We start from the raw sequence: 19,346 nt of genomic DNA on the forward strand, positions 1-19,346 counted from the left end.
GGCCGTGGAGCGGCACAGGACGCCACCTGTGTGTAGAGCTTCCGAAACCGCCCGGGTGTTGCCTAAAATTGTATGCATATTGCATCCGCTTGGGTTACCCAGACAAGGAGGGACGTTGTTGCGAAAAGTAATGTCGCAATTCGTGACATAATCGTTCTGTCATATGGTGTGTATCAGAATCGAAACATCACGGTGGAGGTTTGATCGGGAAGGCCCTCCAACCCGGTGCTTTATGCAAAGTTCGAGCTTGTCTTCGCAGCTGGAGACCCGTATAAGCCGGCCTCCGTTCCGGATTAGCTCAGTCGGTAGAGCAGCGGACTGTTAATCCGCGTGTCGCTGGTTCGAGTCCAGCATCCGGAGCCATGTTGCGGGTGTAGCTCAGTTGGTTAGAGCGCCGGCCTGTCACGCCGGAGGCCGCGGGTTCAAGTCCCGTCACTCGCGCCACTTCGCAGGCTTAAGCTTAAGAGGGCGGACACAACCGTGTCGGCCGAGGGGGCGAAGCTCGTGACAGGCTCCAGAGCATCCATCTATGCGTCCAAGGTGGCGATCGCGACCGTGGTGAACAGCCTCACGGGCATGTCGAGCCGCCGCCGGCACCAGACCCACTCAGCCCTGGTCCGCCGCTGCTGGCAGGGGGGCCGTGGTCGCCCAGCGATTTCGCCTCGTCATGCGGCAGCGCTTCGCCTGGCATCATCCGCCAGTCCCTTGAGCAACACCGCACACCCGGTCAACGCTTAGCCTCGGTGCAGACGCGCCTCCGTCAGAGCTTGCGCAACCAGAGGCTTCCGCCAGGATTGAGGATAAACATCGGGAGTGCGGCCTCTGTTTCTGCGCCATGCCGTACATGCATGAAATCATTGAAGAAAACGATCTCAAAATCTGAGTTTCCAGTCAGAAAGGCTCTTAACATATAAATCTCATTCCATGATCTGTTCTCATCAAAAAACCAAGACTCCGGATATTCAAATGGATAGAATATATCATGGAAATGTATGTAGACTCCTGATTTTAGCCGAGGAAGCGTCGTAAACATATGGAAATTTACATCACTTCCAGCTTTACTAACGTGAGTGGAATCGATAAAGACGACATCTCCAGCATCAAGATTGTCAATCAATGACATTGGAATATCTTGAGCGCGGCATGGCATGATCTGGCAGCGCTGCTGATCGTCATGATTTATCAAACTGAAAAGCAACTCTGGGTGCGGTTCTACAAATGTGCATTGGACCTTATTTTTGAAAAACACCTCATTAATATCAAGAAACAAGCACGACGAATATCCAGATCCGAATTCAACAACACGTTTTGGCTGTGTGTTGAGAAGCATCGATCCCAGCACAATGGCATCGCCATAGGAATAGGGTGACAACTCCGCCGGCTAAAGCGCGGCGGCTTCTCGGACGAGCTAGGCGGCACCCCGCTGGCTTGGTGTCCGAAGGCCGTGTCCCGGCCCCGTGGCGTGGCTGGCCCGCTGCAGGATGACCGTGGCTGCCGCAACGTCGCGGTCCATCATGCAGCCGCAGAGGCAGCGGTGGACCCGGATGTCGAGCGTCTTGGCGACCACGGCCCCGCACTGCGGGCAGGTCTGGCTGGTGCCGCGCGGATCGACCGCTTCCACCCGAGTGCCGGCGCTTGCAGCCTTGTACTCGAGGAAGGAACGGAGCTGGCCCCAGGCGGCGTTGTGAACGGACTTGGCGAGCATTGAGCGGGCCAGTCGCTCGACGCTCAGGTCTTCGAGGGCGATGAAGGCGTAGCGGTCGACCAGCGAGCGGCTGAGCTTGTGCAGGACGTCACGGCGCTGGTTGGCGGTGCGGGCGCTGTGCCGGGCCAGTCGCTGCTTGGCCTTGCGCCGGCGCTGGCTGCCCCGTTTGCAGCGGGACAGCGCGCGCTGGAGACGGCGCTGCGTCTTGGCGGCGCGCTTGGTCCACGGCGGCGTCGGCACCACCTCGCCGTCCGAGGTGGCAACCAGAGATGTCAGACCAACATCGATGCCGACGGCGGCGCCGTCGCGCTCCGCCACCGCCACATCCGGCACGGTGACCTGGAAGCAGACGGACCAGTGTCCGGCAGACCGCGACAGAACGGCGGCGCCGAGCTTGGCGCCCGGCGGCAACGGCCGGTGCCACTTGACCTTGATGTCGCCGAAAAGGCCGGTGAGCCCGAGGCGCCCGCTCTTGCGCAGCGTCAGGCCATCGCCGACGCGGAACTCGGCGCTGTCGAAGCGAGCCTTGGCCTGGAAGCGCGGGAAGCCGGCCTTGCCTTTCGCCTTGAGGCGACGGAAGAAGGCCTGGAAGGCCTTGTCGAGGCGGCGCAGGACCTGCTGCTGGGCGGAGAAGCTGTAGCCGGCCAGGCGCTCATCGGCGGCGCGGACGGCCTTCAGTTCGCCGGCTTGGTCGGTGTAGCGCAAGGTCTTGCGCCGACGGCGGTAAGCTTCGATGCGTTGCTGCAGAGCGGCGTTGTAGAGGTCGCAGAACGCGCCCAGCATCGCTTCCATCCCGGCGACTTGTGCTTGGGTGGGATAGAGGCGGTATTTGTAGCTGAGCACGGACATGCGATGAGTTTACCTGTCGTTCCCGGTTCGTTCAACTCTCGATCTTCGGCCTGCGGCCGACCGGCTTTCCTCCGCCGCCTCAAGGCGGCGGTCCCCAGCCGGCTCTCCTGATGGGGAGGTCGGCGCCAAGATGGCGGCACGTGGGCAGTTCGTCGGTCATCGCCACAGCGCCAGCCCCTCCACCGTCTCGAGCGCCGTCTCGCTGGCACCATATCTGCGCGACGCCAAGGCGCCGCTATGGGTGGCCGGTGTTGCGCCCATAGCGGTGCCGCCACCACACTGGTTTCAGCGCTGCGCATCGGTTGGACCTGCGCAGCCCCGGCTCCAACGACGGCTTCCTCGATTTCGACGAGCCTGTCGCATGAGCGGGGCTCTCCACCATCCGCTGGCAGGGGGAATGTCCTGCGGCGCGAGGACAAGATCCGTGCGGCGGGGGGCAGACCGGCAGGCGGACCGCCCTAAGCAGTCTGTGGCGCCCGCCTGCAGGCTGTTCTGGCAAGCGGCGTCTCTTGGCACGGCATCGCCCTGACTTTAGGACGAGCAAGGTTTCAGCCAAAGCTGAGAGCAGCTGCCTGAACCGCAACAGGGCAACCTCGCCCGTCAGAGCAAGGAGGATGTCGCCGGCAGCGCTCGTCGGCACATGACGCTTGAGCTCGACAATAGGTGGTTGAGGCTCACCGGGCGTCGCCGCAAAGTGCATGAACCGGACACTTTTCTGACGTTTTCTTTGGTCTATACTGAGAATACTTAAAATTATATTATGATTTGCCAATTTAGCAACGATGTTGTTTGTAGAGCCTTGTCAGGCATCGCAGTTTTCTTTCTGGGCTTATCCGTCAAGCCAATTGAGAAACAATCAAAAACAAGGAGGATCATGAACTCTTGCCCTCCCCATCTACCCGAAATATCGAGGATTTGGCGAATACCTCAGGAAATCCCATTGCCCTTAGGGAAAACCTCTGAAGAAACGTTCAGCAATTATATCATTGAACAGATAGCTCTGCAGAGTTTTTTTTAGATATCCCATTCTCATCTGGAAGTATGCACAAAATATCCTATCGAAAGTGATTTGCACTCCTCAAAAATCATCATACTACACATCCTGGATAAATGACCTGCTTTGCAATCCACCATTGGGTGATACGTCCGTTGACTTGTAAGCCCATGGGGTTAGATCCGGATTAGAACTAAAAATGCTCATCCGATAGGACCATAACAAGCCTTGAGAAGCGGCGATTGCCCGATTTGCAGGAAAGACGCACCGATTGCCGATGCCTGGGAAAAAGACTGGGACTTCAGGTGGAGCGGTGACGCAAAAGGAGGCCGTTGTGTTTTGGAATGCAAAGACCCTGACAGCCGATCATTATGCCGCATCATTAAGACATCACTTCGGTGATGGTGCGGTTCATCGTCTTCAAAAAGAGATCGGTTTTGTTGGAAAGCGGCTCCTTAGACTTCCCAGTACGGAAAGATCCAGCTTCTTCGATCCCTGGTTCACGGAAGAGAACGCCCGTCACCTGCGGTCGGTCGCCCAGTCTGTCCGCGGGATCGCGCCGGATGCCGCCAGTGCGGCCGGTGCCGCTCCCCGCACCATCCCCCGCATCGTCTTCCTGCACGGGGTGATGCCGCGCAGCGGCACCAACTATCTCCAGAGCCTGCTGGAGCTGCATCCCGACGTGGTGGTCAACCCCTACGGCGTCCGAGAGCTTCCCTTCCTGAACACGGTGGAGGACGCGCGCATCTATGAGGGTCGCTTCCTGCGCCTCTATCAACGCAACCGGGAGTCGTTCAGCGATCTGGAAACCTTCTGCTACATGGTCAGCGGCTTCCTCCGTCGCATCGAAGCCGAATTCCCGGCGGACAAGACGGTTCTGATCAAGTCGCCCCACACCCGGATGATGCGCTATTTCCCCTACCTGTTCCCGACGGAACGCTGCCTGATCGTGCTCCGCGACGGCCGCCGAGCGGTGCAGTCCACCATCGACACCTGGCCGTTGCGCTTCATGGGCCGGACCTTCGCCGACGTCTGCCGCGAATGGAGCTTCGGCACCGAGGCGGCGCTGGAGGCGCAGAGCCGCATGAGCGCCGACGCCTGCCGTCTGGTCCGCTTCGAGGACGCGGTGGCCTCCCCCGACGGCACCGCCCGCAACCTGCTGCGCTTCCTGGATCTGAACGAGGAGCGCTATCCGTTCGAGCGGATCGGCGACCTGCCCATCCTGGGATCGTCCCGCGTCTCGCGCCGCGATGGCGAGGTCAGCTGGACCCCTGTCAAGAAACCCGAAGGCTTCGACCCGTCGAAGCGCCAGATCGACTGGCCGCGCAAGCGTCGGACCGTGTTCGACGCCGTGGCCGGAGACATGCAGAAGAAGGCTGGCTATGCTGCTTGATCCACTGCTCGACCCCCGCCCCGCGGCCAGGGAGCTTCCCGGTTCCGCCTCTGCTTCCGCACCCGGTTCTGAGGACAGCTTGCCCGCCATCCTGACCACGCCGGCCCGCCTCACCCACCTGCAAAGGCTGGAGGCGGAGAGCATCCACATCATGCGTGAGGTGGCGGCCCAGTTCCAGAAGCCGGTCATGCTCTATTCGGTGGGCAAGGACAGCTCGGTGCTGCTGCATCTGGCGATGAAGGCCTTCTATCCGTCGAAGCCGCCCTTCCCGCTGCTGCATGTCGACACCACCTGGAAGTTCCGGGAGATGATCGAGTTCCGCGACCGCACGGCGCAGGAATTGGGCATCGACCTGATGGTCCACATCAACCAGGACGGCGTGCGCCAGGGCATCGGCCCCTTCACCCATGGCTCGGCCGTCCACACCGACGTGATGAAGACGCAAGGGTTGAAGCAGGCGCTCAATGCCCACGGCTTCGACGCCGCCTTCGGCGGGGCGCGCCGCGACGAGGAGAAGAGCCGCGCCAAGGAGCGCATCTTCTCCTTCCGCACCGCCTCCCACCGCTGGGAGCCGAAGAACCAGCGGCCGGAGCTGTGGAGCCTCTACAACGGCCGCATCAACAAGGGCGAGAGCATCCGCGTCTTCCCGCTGTCGAACTGGACCGAGCTCGACATCTGGCAATACATCCACCAGGAGAACATCCCGGTGGTGCCCCTCTATTTCGCCAAGCCGCGTCCGGTGGTGGAGCGCGACGGCACCCTTATCATGGTCGATGACGACCGCATGCCGCTGAAGCCCGGCGAGACGCCGGAGATGGCCTGGGTGCGCTTCCGCACGCTCGGCTGCTATCCCTTGACCGGGGCCGTGCGCAGCACCGCCGCCACCCTGCCCGAGATCATCCGCGAGATGCTGCTGTCCACCAGTTCGGAACGGCAGGGCCGCGTGATCGACCAGGACGCCGCCGCTTCCATGGAAGCCAAGAAGCAGGAAGGCTACTTCTGATGCTGAAGGAACTCGACCCCGCCGCCATCGCCGTCGCCGACATCACTCCCGACGATGCCGCCACGGAAGTGCAGGAGTATCTGGCCCGCCAAAACAGCAAGGATCTGCTGCGCTTCATCACCTGCGGGTCGGTGGACGACGGCAAGTCGACGCTGATCGGCCGGCTGCTCTACGACTGCAAATGCCTCTTTGAGGACCAGCTCGCCAGCCTGGAGACGGACTCCGGCCGTTTTGGCACCACCGGCGCCGGCCAGCTCGACCTCGCGCTGCTGGTCGACGGGCTGGCGGCGGAGCGCGAGCAGGGCATCACCATCGACGTCGCCTACCGCTTCTTCACCACCGACCGCCGCAAGTTCATCGTCGCCGACACGCCGGGCCACGAGCAGTACACCCGCAACATGGTCACCGGCGCCTCCACCGCCGACGCCGCGGTGCTGCTGGTCGACGCGCGCAAGGGCGTGCTGACCCAGACCCGGCGCCACAGCACCATCGTCTCGCTCTTGGGCGTGCGTCATGTCGTGCTGGCGGTCAACAAGATGGACGCCGTCGGCTGGGACCGCGACACCTTCGAGCGCATCGCCGCCGACTACCGGGTGTTCGCGGCGCGCATCGGCATCACCGAGGTCACCTGCATCCCGGTCTCGGCCCTGACCGGCGACAACGTCACCAAGCCGTCGGATGCCATGGCTTGGTACGGCGGCCCCACCCTGCTCGGCCATCTGGAGAGCGTCGACGCCGCGGCGGAGCGGAAGCTCGGCGCCTTCCGTTTGGCGGTGCAGTGGGTGAACCGGCCGAACCAGGACTTCCGCGGCTTCAGCGGCACGGTGGTCGGCGGCGCGGTGCGCGTCGGCGACGACGTCGCCATTCTGCCCAGCGGCCGGACCAGCCGGGTGGCCCGCCTCGTCACCATGGATGGCGACCTGGAGACGGCGGAGCCCGGACAGGCGATCACCCTGGTGCTGGCCGACGAGGTCGACGCCAGCCGCGGCGACATGATCGTCGCCGCCGCCGGCCGGCCGGAGGTGGCCGACCAGCTCGCAGCATATGTGGTGTGGATGGACGAGCAGCCGCTGCTGCCCGGCCGCTCCTATCTGCTGCGCGCCGGCACGGCGACGGTCGGCGCCCAGGTGAGCGAGCTGAAGCACGCCATCAACGTCAACACCCAGGAGCATGCTGCCGCCAAGCATCTGGATCTGAACGACGTCGGCTTGTGCAATCTGGCGCTCGACCGGCCGATCCCGTTCGACGCCTATGCCGACAGCCGCGAGACCGGCAGCTTCATCCTGATCGACCGGCTGAGCAACGCCACCGCCGGCTGCGGCATGATCCGCTTTCCCCTGCGCCGAGCCTCCAACATTCACCGCCACGCCACGAAGCTGGACAAGGCGGCGCGGGCCGGCGGGCTGCAGAAGCCCTGCGTGCTGTGGTTCACCGGCCTGTCCGGCTCCGGCAAGTCCAGCGTCGCCGACCGGCTGGAGCAGGAACTGCACCGTCTGGGACGGCGCACCATGATCCTGGACGGCGACAATGTCCGTCACGGCCTGAACCGGGATTTGGGCTTCACCGACGAGGACCGGGTGGAGAACATCCGCCGGGTGGCCGAGGTGTCGAAGCTGATGGTGGAGGCTGGCCTCATCGTGCTGGTCAGCTTCATCTCGCCCTTCCGCGAGGAACGCCGGATGGCGCGGTCCCTGGTGGAGGACGGCGAGTTCCTGGAGGTGTTCATGGACACGCCGCTGGAGGTCTGCGAGGCCCGTGACCCCAAGGGGCTGTACAAGAAGGCCCGCTCCGGCCAGCTCCCCCACTTCACCGGCATCGACAGCGCCTATGAGCCGCCGGAAGCTCCGGAAATCACCCTGAAGGGCGGTGAACACGGCACCGACGAGATGGTCGCCCAGCTGATCGAAGAGTTGCGGCGGCGCAGGGCCATCTGATCCTTTCCTCCGTGACACCTCCAAGGGCGGCTCTAAGCCGCCCTTTTTCTTTCCCCGGCCGGACTCTTCGCCGTGCCGCACAGGATCAGGATTGAACGGAAGCCGGGAAGAAAACGGCGGCGAAGGACAATTAAATTTACAATTGATGGTCGTTATTTGTCGAGGAATCAGTGATTTCCCCTATATATTGTATATCCCCTTATTGCGTTTTGTTAACGCAACTATGGCAATTCATTCCTTTTGCGCCGGCGGAGTGACCTCCCGGCCACCCGTTCCGCCCCCCATGAGAGTGTGATGAAACTTTCCAGCAAGATCCTGCTGCCGGTTCTGGTCCTGTCCACCGTCTCGGCCGCCATCGGCGCCACCTCCGTGTGGGGGCTGAACCGCATCGCCTCCGCCAACCAAGCTCTCATCCAGATGGACCGGATGGTCCTGACCGCGTCGGAACTGCGGTCGATCAGCCGTTCCCTGCAGCGCGACGCCCTGAACCTCATTTCCGAAGACGCCGCGACCCAGGCGGCCATCGGCGAGCGGTTCGGCGCACGCATCGACGAAATGGCGGAGAAGAACCGCCGGCTCGACCGGCTTCTCGCCGCGTCGGGCAATCCCGCCGCCGGCCGGATCGGCCCACTGCAGGCCAAGGTCATGGACGCCCTGGCCAAGACGCATGATCTCGCCCTGGCGGGGCAGCGCGAGGCCGCCGCCGCCCTGTTCCGCAGCGATGTGCGCAGCAGCGAGCGTGCGGCCTCGGACCTGACCGATCCCATCATCGAGACGGGGACGGAGCGGATCGCCCAACTCACCGACGCGGTGGAGGAAACCGAGAGCTTCGTGAAGGTCACCGTGGCGGCGGTCGGGCTGATCGGCATCCTCGTCGGCGCCCTGCTCTCCCTGGTGATCGCCCGTCGCAGCGTCGTGGAGCCGCTGGCCCGCCTGACGGCGAGCATGGGACGCCTTGCCCGCAAGGACTACGGCGTCGACCTATCGGACGCGGTGCGCGGCGACGAAGTCGGCGCCATGGCCACCGCGGTCGTCACCTTCCGCGACGCTCTGCAGACCGCCGACCGGCTGGAGGCGGAGCAGGCGGCCGAGCGTGCCGCCAAGGAACGCCGCGCGGCGGAGGTCGACCGGCTGGTCCGCCGTTTCGAGGCGACCGTGGGTGGCATCCTGCACACGCTGTCCTCCGCCGCCACCGAGCTGAGCCAGACGGCGCACAGCATGTCGGGCATCGCCGAACAGACCAATGCCCGCGCGTCCGCCGCGGCCGGAACGGCGGTCGATGCCTCGTCCAACGTCCAGGCCGTCGCGGCGGCGACGGAGGAGCTGACCAACTCAATCACCGAGATCAGCGGGCAGGTGTCGCGCTCCACCGCCATCGCCGACCAGGCGGTGGGCGAGGCGCAGCAGACCAATGCGCAGGTCCAGGGGCTGGTCGAGCAGGCGCAGCGCATCGGCGAGATCGTGCAGATGATCAACGGCATCGCCACCCAGACCAACCTTTTGGCGCTGAACGCCACCATCGAGGCGGCGCGCGCCGGGGAGGCCGGCAAGGGCTTCGCCGTCGTCGCGTCGGAGGTGAAGAGCCTCGCCAACCAGACGGCCAAGGCGACCGAGGACATCGGCACCCAGATCGCCTCGATGCAGGGCGCCACCAACGGCGCGGCCCAGGCGATCGGCGGCATCAGCCGGACCATCGCGACGATCAGCGAGGTTGCCACCTCCATCGCCTCCGCCATTGAGGAACAGGGCGCGGCGACGGCCGAAATCGCCCGCAACGTTCAGGAGGCCTCCAGCGGCACCGCGTCGGTCAGCGCCAACATCGGCGGCGTCAGCGAGGCGGCGGCCCAGACCGGCGCCGCGGCCAGCCAGGTGCTGGGCGCCTCGGGCGAACTGGCGCGCCAGTCCGAACTGCTGCGGCAGGAGGTGGAAACCTTCCTGAGCGGCATCCGCGCCGCCTGACCCTGAAGGATGCGACACGAAGCCGGCGAGCAGGCCGCCCAGATGGTCAGGGCGGCTACGGGATGCACACATCTCCAAACTTCGCCCGCGCCCGTCGCAGGTCGGCGACGAAGTCCTGATAGGCCCGCTCCGTCCCCTCTCCCTGGCCCGCTCTCCCGCGGCGGATCAGCCGAGCGTGCGCTTCACGATCAGCGACAGCTTTTCCAGCATCGCCGGGTCGCGGTGGGAGGGGGCGGTCATGATGGCGTTGTCCAGCGCGGTGTGGCAGCCCTGGGTGCACGCACCCTCGCGCCCCGCCACCTTCGGCGCCAGGGCCGAGACCAGCGCGCGGGCCCTGCCGGCATTGGCGACCACCACCTTGATCACCGCATCGACCGACACATGGTCGTGCCCCTCGTGCCAGCAGTCGTAATCGGTGACCATGGCGACGGTCGCGTAGCACATCTCCGCCTCGCGGGCGAGCTTGGCCTCCGGCATGTTGGTCATGCCGATGACGTCGCAGCCCCAGCTGCGGTAGAGGATCGATTCGGCGACGGTGGAGAATTGCGGCCCCTCCATCACCATGTAGGTGCCGCGCCGCTGGTGCGGGATGTCCAGCTCGACCAGCGCCTGCTCGATCAGGTCGCCCAGCCGGCTGCAGACCGGATGGCCCAGCGCCACATGGGCGACAAGCCCGCTGCCGAAGAAGGTCTTGTCGCGGGCGAATGTACGGTCGATGAACTGGTCGATCACCACGAAGGTGCCCGGCGGCAGATGCTCCTTCAGCGAGCCGACCGCCGACACCGACAGGATTTCGGTCACGCCCAGCTGCTTCAGCGCGTGGATGTTGGCGCGGAAATTCAGCTCCGACGGCGGGATGCGGTGGCCGCGGCCGTGGCGCGGCAGGAAGACCAGCTTCTGCCCCGCCAGCTCGCCGGTCAGCAGTTCGTCCGACGGGTCGCCGAAGGGGGTCGTCACCTTGACCCAGCGGGTGTTCTCCAGCCCGTCGATGTCGTACAGGCCGCTGCCACCGATCACGCCCAGAACCGCACCGTCAACCGCATTGCCGCTCATGCCTAGCTCTCCCCGCTGAAACCGGTGCGACTATTCCGGGCAGACCGGGAGAAGGCAACAGCGGACTTCCTCCACAAGCGGATTGATGCCGGGCCATCCACCGCCTACCCTCGCCAGTCCGGCTTTGGCCAATCCGGCTTTGAATGGAGTGTCATGTCATGCGGATCGATGGAACGGCCTATCGCACCATCTGGCCGGACGGCGAGGGTGCCGTCGCCATCATCGACCAGACCCGCCTGCCGCACGATTTCGCCGTCGTCCGCCTGACCAGCCTGGAGGAGGCCGCCCACGCCATCCGCGCCATGCTGGTGCGCGGCGCCCCGCTGATCGGTGCGGCGGCGGCTTATGGCGTGGCCCTGGCCCTGCGCGCCGACGCCAGCGACCGCGGGCTGGAACGGGCCTGCGCCACTCTGCTGGCGACCCGTCCGACCGCAGTCAACCTGCGCTGGGCGCTGGAGCGCATGCGCGGCCTGCTGACCCCGCTGCCGGAGGCCCGGCGCGTCGAGGCCGCCGAGGCGGAGGCCGCGGTCATCGCTGACGAGGATGTGGAGATCAACCGCTCCATCGGCCTGCACGGTGCGGCCTTGATCCGCGCCGCGGCAGCGCGCAAGGCGCCGAGTAAGCCGGTGAATGTGCTGACCCACTGCAACGCCGGCTGGCTCGCCACCGTCGACTGGGGCACGGCGCTCGCCCCCGTCTATGCCGCCTTCGAGCAGGGCATCCCGCTGCATGTCTGGGTGGACGAGACGCGGCCGCGCAACCAGGGCGCCAGCCTGACCGCCTGGGAACTGAAGCACCACGGCGTCCCCCACACCGTCATCGCCGACAATGTCGGCGGCCATCTGATGCAGCATGGCAAGGTCGACCTGTGCATCGTCGGCACCGACCGCACCACCGCGACTGGCGACGTCTGCAACAAGATCGGCACCTATCTGAAGGCGTTGGCCGCGCACGACAACGGCGTGCCCTTCTATGTCGGGTTGCCCTCGCCGACCATCGACTGGACCATCGCCGACGGCGTGCAGCAGATCCCCATCGAGGAGCGCGACGGCCGCGAGGTGAGCGAGCTGACCGGCCGCACCGCCGACGGCCGGATCGAGACGGTGCGCGTCACCCCCGACGGCAGCCCGGTCGCCAATTACGCCTTCGACGTCACGCCGGCCCGGCTGGTGACCGGCCTGATCACCGAACGCGGCGTCTGCCCGGCCACGCGCGACGGGCTGCTCGGGCTGTTTCCGGAGCGGGGCTGAGGGCAGCGCCGCAAGATCTCCCGCGTTACTCCTCGAACTCGCCACGGACGGCGAGTGCCGCGGCGTCTCGCGCGCCATGGAGGACGCGGACGATCGCAACCGCATCCGGCAGCGGCCGATAATAGATCGCGTAGGCACGGTGGAAGGTCACACGCAGACCGGCAGCCAGCTCGTCGCGGGCGGCACCCGATAAAGGAAAGCGGCGCAAAGGTTGAAGCGTGGCTTCAATGGCCCGGATGAAGCCGGTCGCCACCGCTTCCGAGGACTCCGTCGCCACAAGGGCCCAGAGTTCCGAAAGGTCGGCTTCCGCCGCCTCGGTCAGGCGGAGCGGGAGCGGGCGGATAATGCTTTCCCTCGTTCGGCGATCCGGTCGGCATCGAAGTCCGTCAGGCGTCCCTCGGCCAGATCGGCCACGCCCCGGTCGATGTCCGCCTTCAGCGATGCAAATTCCTGGCGCTGCAGGGCGCGCTTCACGGCCCAGTCGCGCAGAGCCTCGCGGATGACCTCACTGCTCGACGCATAGTCGCCGCCGGCAACGGCGCCCTTCACGGCCGCCGCCATGGCGGCCGGTAAGGTGATGGTCAGACGTTCGATCTCAGCCATGACGACTCCCCATGGAATACTTTATAATACTTGATCATACTGATAGAGACCGTCAACCGGCCCCTTCCACCGTCTCCCGCGCCCGCCGCAAGTCGGTGACGAAGTCCTGATAGGCCTGCTCCGCCCCCTCCCCGGCTGGCAGGCGCAGCAGGTAGGACGGGTGGACGGTGACGAAGCCGTTCCAGTCGCCGAACCCCATCGGCCCGCGTTCCCGCAGGACCGACACGCTGCGCCCGGTCAGCGCCAGAGCGGCGGTGGCGCCCAGCGTCACCACCAGACTCGGGCGGACGAAGGACAGCTCCTTCATCAGCCACCAGCGGTAATGCTTCACCTCGCCGGCGGTCGGCGACTGGTGCAGGCGGCGCTTGCCGCGGGCGACGAACTTGAAATGCTTGACCGCGTTGGTCAGGTAGGCGGCGCCGCGCTCGATCCCGGCCTCCTCCAGCGCGCGGCTCAGCAGTTGGCCGGCGGGACCGACGAAGGGGCGGCCCTCCATGTCCTCCTGGTCGCCCGGCTGCTCGCCGACGATGGCGATGGCGGCGCCCTCCGGCCCCTCGCCCAGCACGGCCTGCGTCGCCCCCGGCACCAGCGGGTCCGCTGCCAGGATGATGCGGTTCAACTCGGCCAACGTCGCCGGCTCCTGCCGGGCCATGGCGGCGACGGCCTTGTCGGGGTTGCGGCGGCGGGGAGCGGCGGCCTCCGCCTCGATCATCGCCTGCACCCGCGCAGGCGCGGAGCGGATCATGCCGGGAATTGCCGCCGCTTCCGGCAGGTTGGCCCAGTATTTCCGCGGCATCTCCGCCCGCATCGCCGTGGGGTTCACCCGCGCCGGGTTGAAGGTGCTCTCGTAATAGCGCTGCCAGCCCTCGGCGAAGCGGTCGTCGCGGTCGAGCCCCTCCGGCTTCATCGCCGCCGGCCCGACGGTCAGCGACCGCCGGTCCCAGTGCAGCGATCCGACCGGCGTTAGGATGGTCCAGACCAGACTCTCGAAGCGCTCGACGAAGAAGGGGGCGGTGGCCTCGACGATGAAATGGTCGGGCTCGAACCATGCGACGTAACGCTCAGCCCCATCCGGATCGCGCACCTCGCGGAAGCGCAGGAAGGCGTGCATCTTGTGCAGGTCGCGCCGCACCGCCTTGTCGAGCAGCGCCAGCCGGTGGACCAGCGGATCGGCATGGTGGTCGAGCATGTCGCGCTCCCCCCGCAGCACCCGCCACACCAGCCGGTGCAGCAGGGCGTAGCGTTCCGGATCGCGGTGGCAGACCACGCTTTCGATCAGCGCCCCCACCGGCCGCGGCAGCGAAACCGGCGGCGCGTCCGCCGGCAAGGGGGCCGTATCCCCGAACAGCGACGGTGCCGCCCCGATGCTCCACACCACCTCGTCCGGATCGGCGCCCAGCGCGACCAGCCCGCGCAGCGCGCGGCGGAAGCCGTCCAGGTCGGCACCGTCCTTCAGATCCACACGATGCATGACCCGGCCCCTCAGAACAGGCTGAGCTGCTTGGGCGGCGCCACCAGCCTTTGCCGCAGGTCGGCGCGGTCGGTCAGCCCGCTCGGATGGTGGTCGGCGGCGATCAGGAAGGCGCGCGCCCGCTTCAGCCCCGATGACAGCCGGGCCACATCCTCCAGCCGCAGGGTGGTGTGGCGCCGCGCCTCGACGATCTTGTCGACCGCCCGCGCCCCCAACCCCGGCACGCGCAGCAGCATCTCGCGGTCGGCGCTGTTCACGTCGACCGGGAAGCGCTCGCGGTTCTTCAGCGCCCAGGCCAGCTTGGGATCGACGCCCAGATCCAGCATCCCGCCCTCGCCCCCGGCGGCGATCTCCTCCACCGTGAAACCGTAATAGCGCAGCAGCCAGTCGGCCTGGTACAGCCGGTTCTCGCGCTGCAGCGGCGGCGGCTTGGCCGGCAAAGCGGAACTCGCCTCCGGGATCGGGCTGAAGGCGGAATAATAGACCCGGCGCAGCCCATAGCGGCGATAGAGCGTGTCGCTGGTCTCCAGCACCGACAGGTCGGTGGAGGCATCGGCGCCGACGATCATCTGGGTGCTCTGCCCGGCGGGGGAGAAACGGCGTTTCTCCTCCTTGGCCTCCAGGATGCGTTCGCCGACCTGCCCCATCACCGCCTTGATCGCTCCGCCGTCCTTCTCCGGCGCGAACTCCTTCAGACTGCGGTCGGAGGCCAGTTCCAAGTTGATCGACAGCCGGTCGGCCCACAGCCCGGCCTGCTCGATCAGCCAGGGACTGGCCTCCGGTATCGTCTTCAGGTGGATGTAGCCGGCGAAGCCATGATCGCGCCGCAGCGTGCGCGCCACCAGCATCAGCTGCTCCATCGTGTAATCGGGCGAGCGGATGATGCCGGAGGACAGAAACAGCCCCTCGATGCAATTGCGCTTGTAGAAACCCAGCGTCAGCTGAACCACCTCGTCGACGCTGAACCGCGCGCGGCGCACGTTGGAGGAGCGGCGATTGATGCAGTAAGCGCAGTCGAACAGGCAGTAGTTGGTCAGCAGGATCTTGAGCAGCGAGACGCAGCGCCCGTCCGGCGTATAGGCGTGGCAGATGCCGGCCCCGGTGGTCGAACCGATGCCGTCCGGCCCGCCCGTCCGCCGCTTGGCGCCTGACGACGCGCAGGAGGCGTCGTACTTCGCCGCGTCGGCGAGAATTTCGAGCTTGTCGAGCAGCGCGTCATCCACCGTGGAGGCTTCCCTCTCCCTTGAAGATGTTCGCAATATGTTCGTTTGAAAGCAAAAGGCAAGCCAAGTGATCACTCCGCCGGCTAAAGCGCGGCGGCTTCTCGGACAAGCTCCGCGGCACCTCGCCCGCTTGGCGTCCGAAGGCCCGATCCAGGCCTGACTTTGTTGTGGCCGGAGGCCCGGAACGCGATGACGGACGCCGCCGCCACGTCGCGGTCTTCGACCAGACCGCAGTCCGAACACCGGTGCACGCGATCGGCCAAGGTCTTTTCGACCTTGGCGCCGCAGCACGGGCACTCTTGCGATGTGCCGCGCGGATCGACGGCGACCATCAGCTTACCGGCTCTCTCGGCCTTGTCAGCGATCAGCGCCCTCACCAAGCCCCACGCAGCGTCCAACACGTCCTTGGCTAGCATCGAGCGGGCCAGACCTTGAAGGTTGAGGTCTTCGACCGCGATGCGATCGTATCTGGCGACGATGTCCGCCGCCAGCGTGTGCAGCTCATCGGTGCGGCGGTTGGCGGCCTTGCGGCTGTAAGCCGCCAGACGCGCCGTCGCCGTCTTCCGGCGGGTGCTCCGCAGATCCGGTTTGCGGCTGCGAGACACCGCCCGCTGGCGCTTGCGCAGCCCCTTGGCGGCCGTCTTGGTCCAGTTCGGCCGCTCGACCAGAGTGCCGTCCGACAGCGCCACCAGCGCCGACAGTCCGACGTCGAGGCCGACGGCCCGGTCACCGAGTGCGCCACCGGCACATCGAGCTGGAACACGACAGACCACGTGCCGGCCTGGCGGGTGATGACGACGGCCGCGCCGCACGCCGCACCCGGTGGCCAGTCGCGGTGCCACTTGACTTTCACCAGGCCTGGACTCCCGACGATCGACACCCGTCGTCCCGGCTTCATCGTCAGGCCATCACCAAAGCGGAAGTCGGCCGCATGAAAGCGGGCGGACGCCTTGAAGCGCGCAAAGCCAGCCTTGGCGCCCCGCGTCACACGACCGAAGACGGCAGTGAAGGTCTTGGTGAGCCGGCGCAGCACCTGCTGCTCGGCTGAGAACGAAGAGGTGCCCAGCTCCGGCACCTCGGCGCGCAGCAGCTTGAGTTCGTCGGCCTGGGCCTTGTCGGTCAGGGAAACGCCCTGCCGGCGATAGGCCTCGATGCGCTGTTGAAGCCCGGCGTTGTCGAGCTGGCAGACCCAAGACAGCATCTCGTCGAGCGCTTCGCGCTGACGCCGGTTTGGGTGGATGCGGCATGTGTCGCTGAGAAGCATAAGCGTCGTGACGTTCTGTGCTTGTTCTGATATATACCCGCCCGAGCGCTTCGCAAGTTTGCGGACCAAATTCCCCTGCCGGCTAAAGCGGGCAGTCCACTTCGGCGTCCATGGTGGGGATGGCCGGGGGCGGCGTCGAGGATGCGGCGATACAGGGTGTCGGCCTTGGCGAAGCGCCCGGCCTCCTGATGATCCAGCGCCGCGACCAGGGCTTTCTGCAATGTTGCCATCATGGAGGCCGAAGGGGACTGCTTGCTTCAGCTGGCAGGGGAATTCGGCTCGGTGACTTGCGGCCAGCATGGATTGCGTATACACTGGCACAAAACAGGAACGCTCGTAGCAAATGAAGCTGAGCTACAAATACCGGCTGTATCCCAACCGGCGCCAAAACGAGGCGCTGGGTGAGATGCTGTATTGGTTTTGCCAGCTCTACAACGCCGGCCTACAGCAGCGCATTGAGGCCTACCGGCGCCGGGCGGTGTCGCTGACCTATAAGACGCAGGCCGACGAACTCAAGCTGTTGCGCACTGAAGTGCCGGAGCTTGGTAATTATTCCTTCTCCGCCGAGCAGCAAGTATTGCGTCGGCTCAACAAGACCTTCACTGCCTTCTTTGGTCGCGTGAAGCGCGGCGCTAAGGCCGGGTTCCCCCGGTTTAAGGCCTCCGCCCGCTTCCACGCGGCCGACTTCCGGTTTGGCGATGGCTTGACGATGAAGTCGGGACACCGGCTGTCAATTCTCGGCGTTTCCGGCCTCGTGAAGGTCAAATGGCATCGGGATTGGCCGAAGGACGCGACGTGCGGCTCGGCGATCATCACCCGCCAAGCCGGCAAGTGGTCTGTCGTTTTCCAGCTCGATGTGCCGGATGTGCATTCAGTCGTTGGCCCCGAGACCGTCGGCGTTGATGCCGGTCTATCGGCGCTGGTGGCGACGTCGGACGGCGCTCTGGTCGAACGGCCGAGATGGACCAAGACAGCCGCCAAGGGGCTCCGTAAGCGTCAGCGCGCCGTCTCCCGTAGTCGTAAGCCAAATCTGCGGAGCAAGCGCCGGAAAAAGGCGAAGGAGCGCTTGGCAGCTTACAGTCGGAGGGTGGCAAACCGCCGCGCCGACTATCTACACAAACTCGCCGCGAGCATCGTCGCCAGATACGATCGCATCGCCGTCGAAGAATTGAACATCCAAGGTCTCGCTCGGTCGATGTTGGCCAAGGACGTGTTGGACGCCGCGTGGGGGCAATTGATGTCGCTCATCGCTTACAAGGCTGAAAGAGCCGGTAAGCTGATGGTGAAAGTCGACCCGCGCGGAACATCGCAAGAGTGCCCGTGCTGTGGGGCGAGAGTCGAAAAGACCCTGGCCGACCGCGTGCATCGGTGCCCGGACTGCGGTCTGGTTGAAGACCGCGACGTGGCCGCTGCCAACGTCGTTGAGTTCCGGGCCTTCGGGCACAACAGATTCAGGCCGGGATCAGGCCTTCGGACGCCAAGCCGGCGGGGTGCCGCGGAGCTTGTCCGAGAAGCCGTTGGCTTTTAGCCGACGGAGTGATCACCGCCCTTATAGGAGGGGAGGAATCGTCACGACAAGGTCGGCCCCGTCGCCGGCTCCTTTCGGGGGGAAATTGTTCGGGCGCCGTCTTGACAGGAAAGCGGGACGGGGCCACGTGCTGATCACCTGGATCCGGGCCCCTCTGGCGACTTAGACGTGGTCGCGATGTCGGATCTCTTCACCTGCTTTTGCGCCGACGGGCGTGACCGCACTTGGAGGGAGCGATGTCCTTTTCCCCGACCCCTTCGCCGGAACACCAGCTCCCGATCCCAGCCCTTCCCGCTTCCGACGCCTGCCCAACGCACGCCGCCCCTCCGGCGCGCGGCCGCAGCCTTGCGCCCCTGCGGGGCGACGTCGCCGGCAGCGAAACCTTTCCCGCAACCATTTCATGAGAATGATCATCGCCATGGACCAGACCGAACGCCAGATCATCGACGACCTGTTCGCCAAGCTGCATCAGGCCGAAGCGCAATCCGGCCCGCGCGATCCCGAGGCCGAGGCGCTGATCCGCGAGCGCATCGCCCGCCAGCCGGCCGCCCCCTATCTGATGGCCCAGGCCATCGTGATTATGGAGCAGGCGCTCGCCGCCTCGCAAGGCCGCAACGAGGAGCTGGAGCGCCAGCTGCGCGAGCGCCCCGCCGCTCCGGCCCAGTCCGGCGGTGGCGGCCTGTTCGGCAGCCTGTTCGGCGGAGGCCGGCCGGCCTCCCAGCCTCAATCCCAGCCCCAGTACCAGCATCCTGCCGCCGCCCAGGCCGCCATGCCGCCGGGTTCGCCCTGGGGCCGTCCGGCCGCCGCCAATGGCCCGGCAGGCGCCCCCGCCTATGGCGACCCGCGCGTTGCCGGCTATGCCCAGCAGCCGCGGGCCGGCGGCGGCTTCATGGCCGGGGCCATGCAGACGGCGGCCGGCGTGGCCGGCGGCATGCTGATCGGCAGCGCGCTCTCCAGCATGCTCTCCGGCGGTGAAGCCATGGCCAGCGAGGCCGCCGGTGCGGCGACCGATGCGGCGACCGCCGCCACCGACCATGCTGAACAGGCGGTCGAGGACAGCGGCTGGGGCGATTTCGGGGGCGATTTCGGGGGCGAGGAGGAACTCTGATCCCGGAGC

General features: G+C 65.9%; 16 protein-coding genes and 2 tRNA genes. 9 read left to right on the top strand and 9 right to left on the bottom strand.

All coding sequences use genetic code 11. The features are described from left to right. The first annotated feature begins 287 nt into the window (after nucleotides 1-287). Nucleotides 288-363: transfer RNA gene (locus M5E06_RS32165), tRNA-Asn, on the top strand. Nucleotides 364-367: 4 nt separating this feature from the next. Continuing rightward, nucleotides 368-444 (top strand) — tRNA-Asp (locus tag M5E06_RS32170). A 316-nt stretch (nucleotides 445-760) separates the two neighbouring features. On the opposite strand, the gene M5E06_RS32175 is transcribed toward M5E06_RS32170, so the two are convergent. From M5E06_RS32175 to M5E06_RS32185, 3 genes are all read right to left on the bottom strand, one after another. After that, nucleotides 761-1,330 carry a class I SAM-dependent methyltransferase gene (locus M5E06_RS32175; protein WP_252141725.1) on the bottom strand — a complete coding sequence of 190 codons (570 nt, stop codon included), beginning with the start codon at nucleotides 1,328-1,330 and terminating at the stop codon, nucleotides 761-763. A 78-nt stretch (nucleotides 1,331-1,408) separates the two neighbouring features. Beyond that, nucleotides 1,409-2,554 carry an RNA-guided endonuclease InsQ/TnpB family protein gene (locus M5E06_RS32180; RefSeq protein ID WP_252141726.1) on the bottom strand — a complete coding sequence of 382 codons (1,146 nt, stop codon included), beginning with the start codon at nucleotides 2,552-2,554 and terminating at the stop codon, nucleotides 1,409-1,411. A gap of 1,376 nt (nucleotides 2,555-3,930) precedes the next feature. Further along, entirely contained in the window at nucleotides 3,931-4,170 is a 240-nt protein-coding gene (locus M5E06_RS32185) for a hypothetical protein (RefSeq protein ID WP_252141727.1), read from the bottom strand. 6 nt (nucleotides 4,171-4,176) lie between these two features. On the opposite strand from M5E06_RS32185, the gene M5E06_RS32190 reads away from it, so the two are divergent. The 4 genes from M5E06_RS32190 (at nucleotide 4,177) to M5E06_RS32205 (ending at nucleotide 9,837) form a co-directional block, all read left to right on the top strand. Next, nucleotides 4,177-4,941: a sulfotransferase family protein gene (locus tag M5E06_RS32190; protein ID WP_252141728.1), complete on the top strand. Its 765-nt coding sequence runs from the start codon at nucleotides 4,177-4,179 to the stop codon at nucleotides 4,939-4,941. After that, the gene (gene cysD, locus M5E06_RS32195) at nucleotides 4,931-5,944 is read left to right on the top strand and encodes a sulfate adenylyltransferase subunit CysD (protein WP_286209080.1); all 1,014 of its coding nucleotides are present in this window, start codon (nucleotides 4,931-4,933) and stop codon (nucleotides 5,942-5,944) included. Before M5E06_RS32190 ends, cysD begins: the two co-directional genes overlap by 11 nt. Further along, nucleotides 5,944-7,878: a sulfate adenylyltransferase subunit CysN gene (gene cysN / locus M5E06_RS32200; RefSeq protein ID WP_252141729.1), complete on the top strand. Its 1,935-nt coding sequence runs from the start codon at nucleotides 5,944-5,946 to the stop codon at nucleotides 7,876-7,878. Before cysD ends, cysN begins: the two co-directional genes overlap by 1 nt. Nucleotides 7,879-8,172: 294 nt before the next feature. Further along, a complete protein-coding gene (locus M5E06_RS32205) occupies nucleotides 8,173-9,837 on the top strand; it encodes a methyl-accepting chemotaxis protein (RefSeq protein ID WP_252141730.1) in 1,665 nt (554 codons plus the stop codon). A gap of 165 nt (nucleotides 9,838-10,002) precedes the next feature. Here the strand turns inward: M5E06_RS32205 and M5E06_RS32210 are convergent, their stop codons facing one another. Further along, a complete protein-coding gene (locus M5E06_RS32210) occupies nucleotides 10,003-10,890 on the bottom strand; it encodes an S-methyl-5'-thioadenosine phosphorylase (protein WP_252141731.1) in 888 nt (295 codons plus the stop codon). 158 nt (nucleotides 10,891-11,048) lie between these two features. Here M5E06_RS32210 and mtnA point away from each other — a divergent pair, with 158 nt between their 5' ends. Continuing rightward, nucleotides 11,049-12,140, top strand: coding sequence for an S-methyl-5-thioribose-1-phosphate isomerase (mtnA, locus tag M5E06_RS32215; protein ID WP_252141732.1), 1,092 nt, complete (start codon nucleotides 11,049-11,051; stop codon nucleotides 12,138-12,140). Nucleotides 12,141-12,165: 25 nt separating this feature from the next. On the opposite strand, the gene M5E06_RS32220 is transcribed toward mtnA, so the two are convergent. From M5E06_RS32220 to M5E06_RS32240, 5 genes are all read right to left on the bottom strand, one after another. Next, nucleotides 12,166-12,417 (bottom strand): type II toxin-antitoxin system RelE/ParE family toxin, encoded by a 252-nt coding sequence (locus tag M5E06_RS32220; protein WP_252141733.1) that lies wholly within the window; start codon nucleotides 12,415-12,417, stop codon nucleotides 12,166-12,168. A 41-nt stretch (nucleotides 12,418-12,458) separates the two neighbouring features. Further along, a complete protein-coding gene (locus M5E06_RS32225; RefSeq protein ID WP_252141734.1) occupies nucleotides 12,459-12,743 on the bottom strand; it encodes a ribbon-helix-helix protein, CopG family in 285 nt (94 codons plus the stop codon). 52 nt (nucleotides 12,744-12,795) lie between these two features. Then, entirely contained in the window at nucleotides 12,796-14,214 is a 1,419-nt protein-coding gene (locus M5E06_RS32230) for a UdgX family uracil-DNA binding protein (RefSeq protein WP_252141735.1), read from the bottom strand. An 11-nt stretch (nucleotides 14,215-14,225) separates the two neighbouring features. Next, nucleotides 14,226-15,437: a putative DNA modification/repair radical SAM protein gene (locus tag M5E06_RS32235; protein WP_252141736.1), complete on the bottom strand. Its 1,212-nt coding sequence runs from the start codon at nucleotides 15,435-15,437 to the stop codon at nucleotides 14,226-14,228. Nucleotides 15,438-15,520: 83 nt separating this feature from the next. After that, the gene (locus M5E06_RS32240; RefSeq protein WP_252141737.1) at nucleotides 15,521-16,210 is read right to left on the bottom strand and encodes an RNA-guided endonuclease InsQ/TnpB family protein; all 690 of its coding nucleotides are present in this window, start codon (nucleotides 16,208-16,210) and stop codon (nucleotides 15,521-15,523) included. An 834-nt stretch (nucleotides 16,211-17,044) separates the two neighbouring features. On the opposite strand from M5E06_RS32240, the gene M5E06_RS32245 reads away from it, so the two are divergent. Then, nucleotides 17,045-18,229 carry an RNA-guided endonuclease InsQ/TnpB family protein gene (locus M5E06_RS32245; RefSeq protein ID WP_252141738.1) on the top strand — a complete coding sequence of 395 codons (1,185 nt, stop codon included), beginning with the start codon at nucleotides 17,045-17,047 and terminating at the stop codon, nucleotides 18,227-18,229. A 400-nt stretch (nucleotides 18,230-18,629) separates the two neighbouring features. Continuing rightward, on the top strand, nucleotides 18,630-19,337 hold the full coding sequence (locus tag M5E06_RS32250) for a DUF2076 domain-containing protein (protein ID WP_252141739.1): 708 nt from the start codon (nucleotides 18,630-18,632) through the stop codon (nucleotides 19,335-19,337). Nucleotides 19,338-19,346 lie beyond the last annotated feature (9 nt).

Source organism: Azospirillum sp. A1-3 (genome assembly GCF_023806445.1).
GTDB lineage: Bacteria > Pseudomonadota > Alphaproteobacteria > Azospirillales > Azospirillaceae > Azospirillum.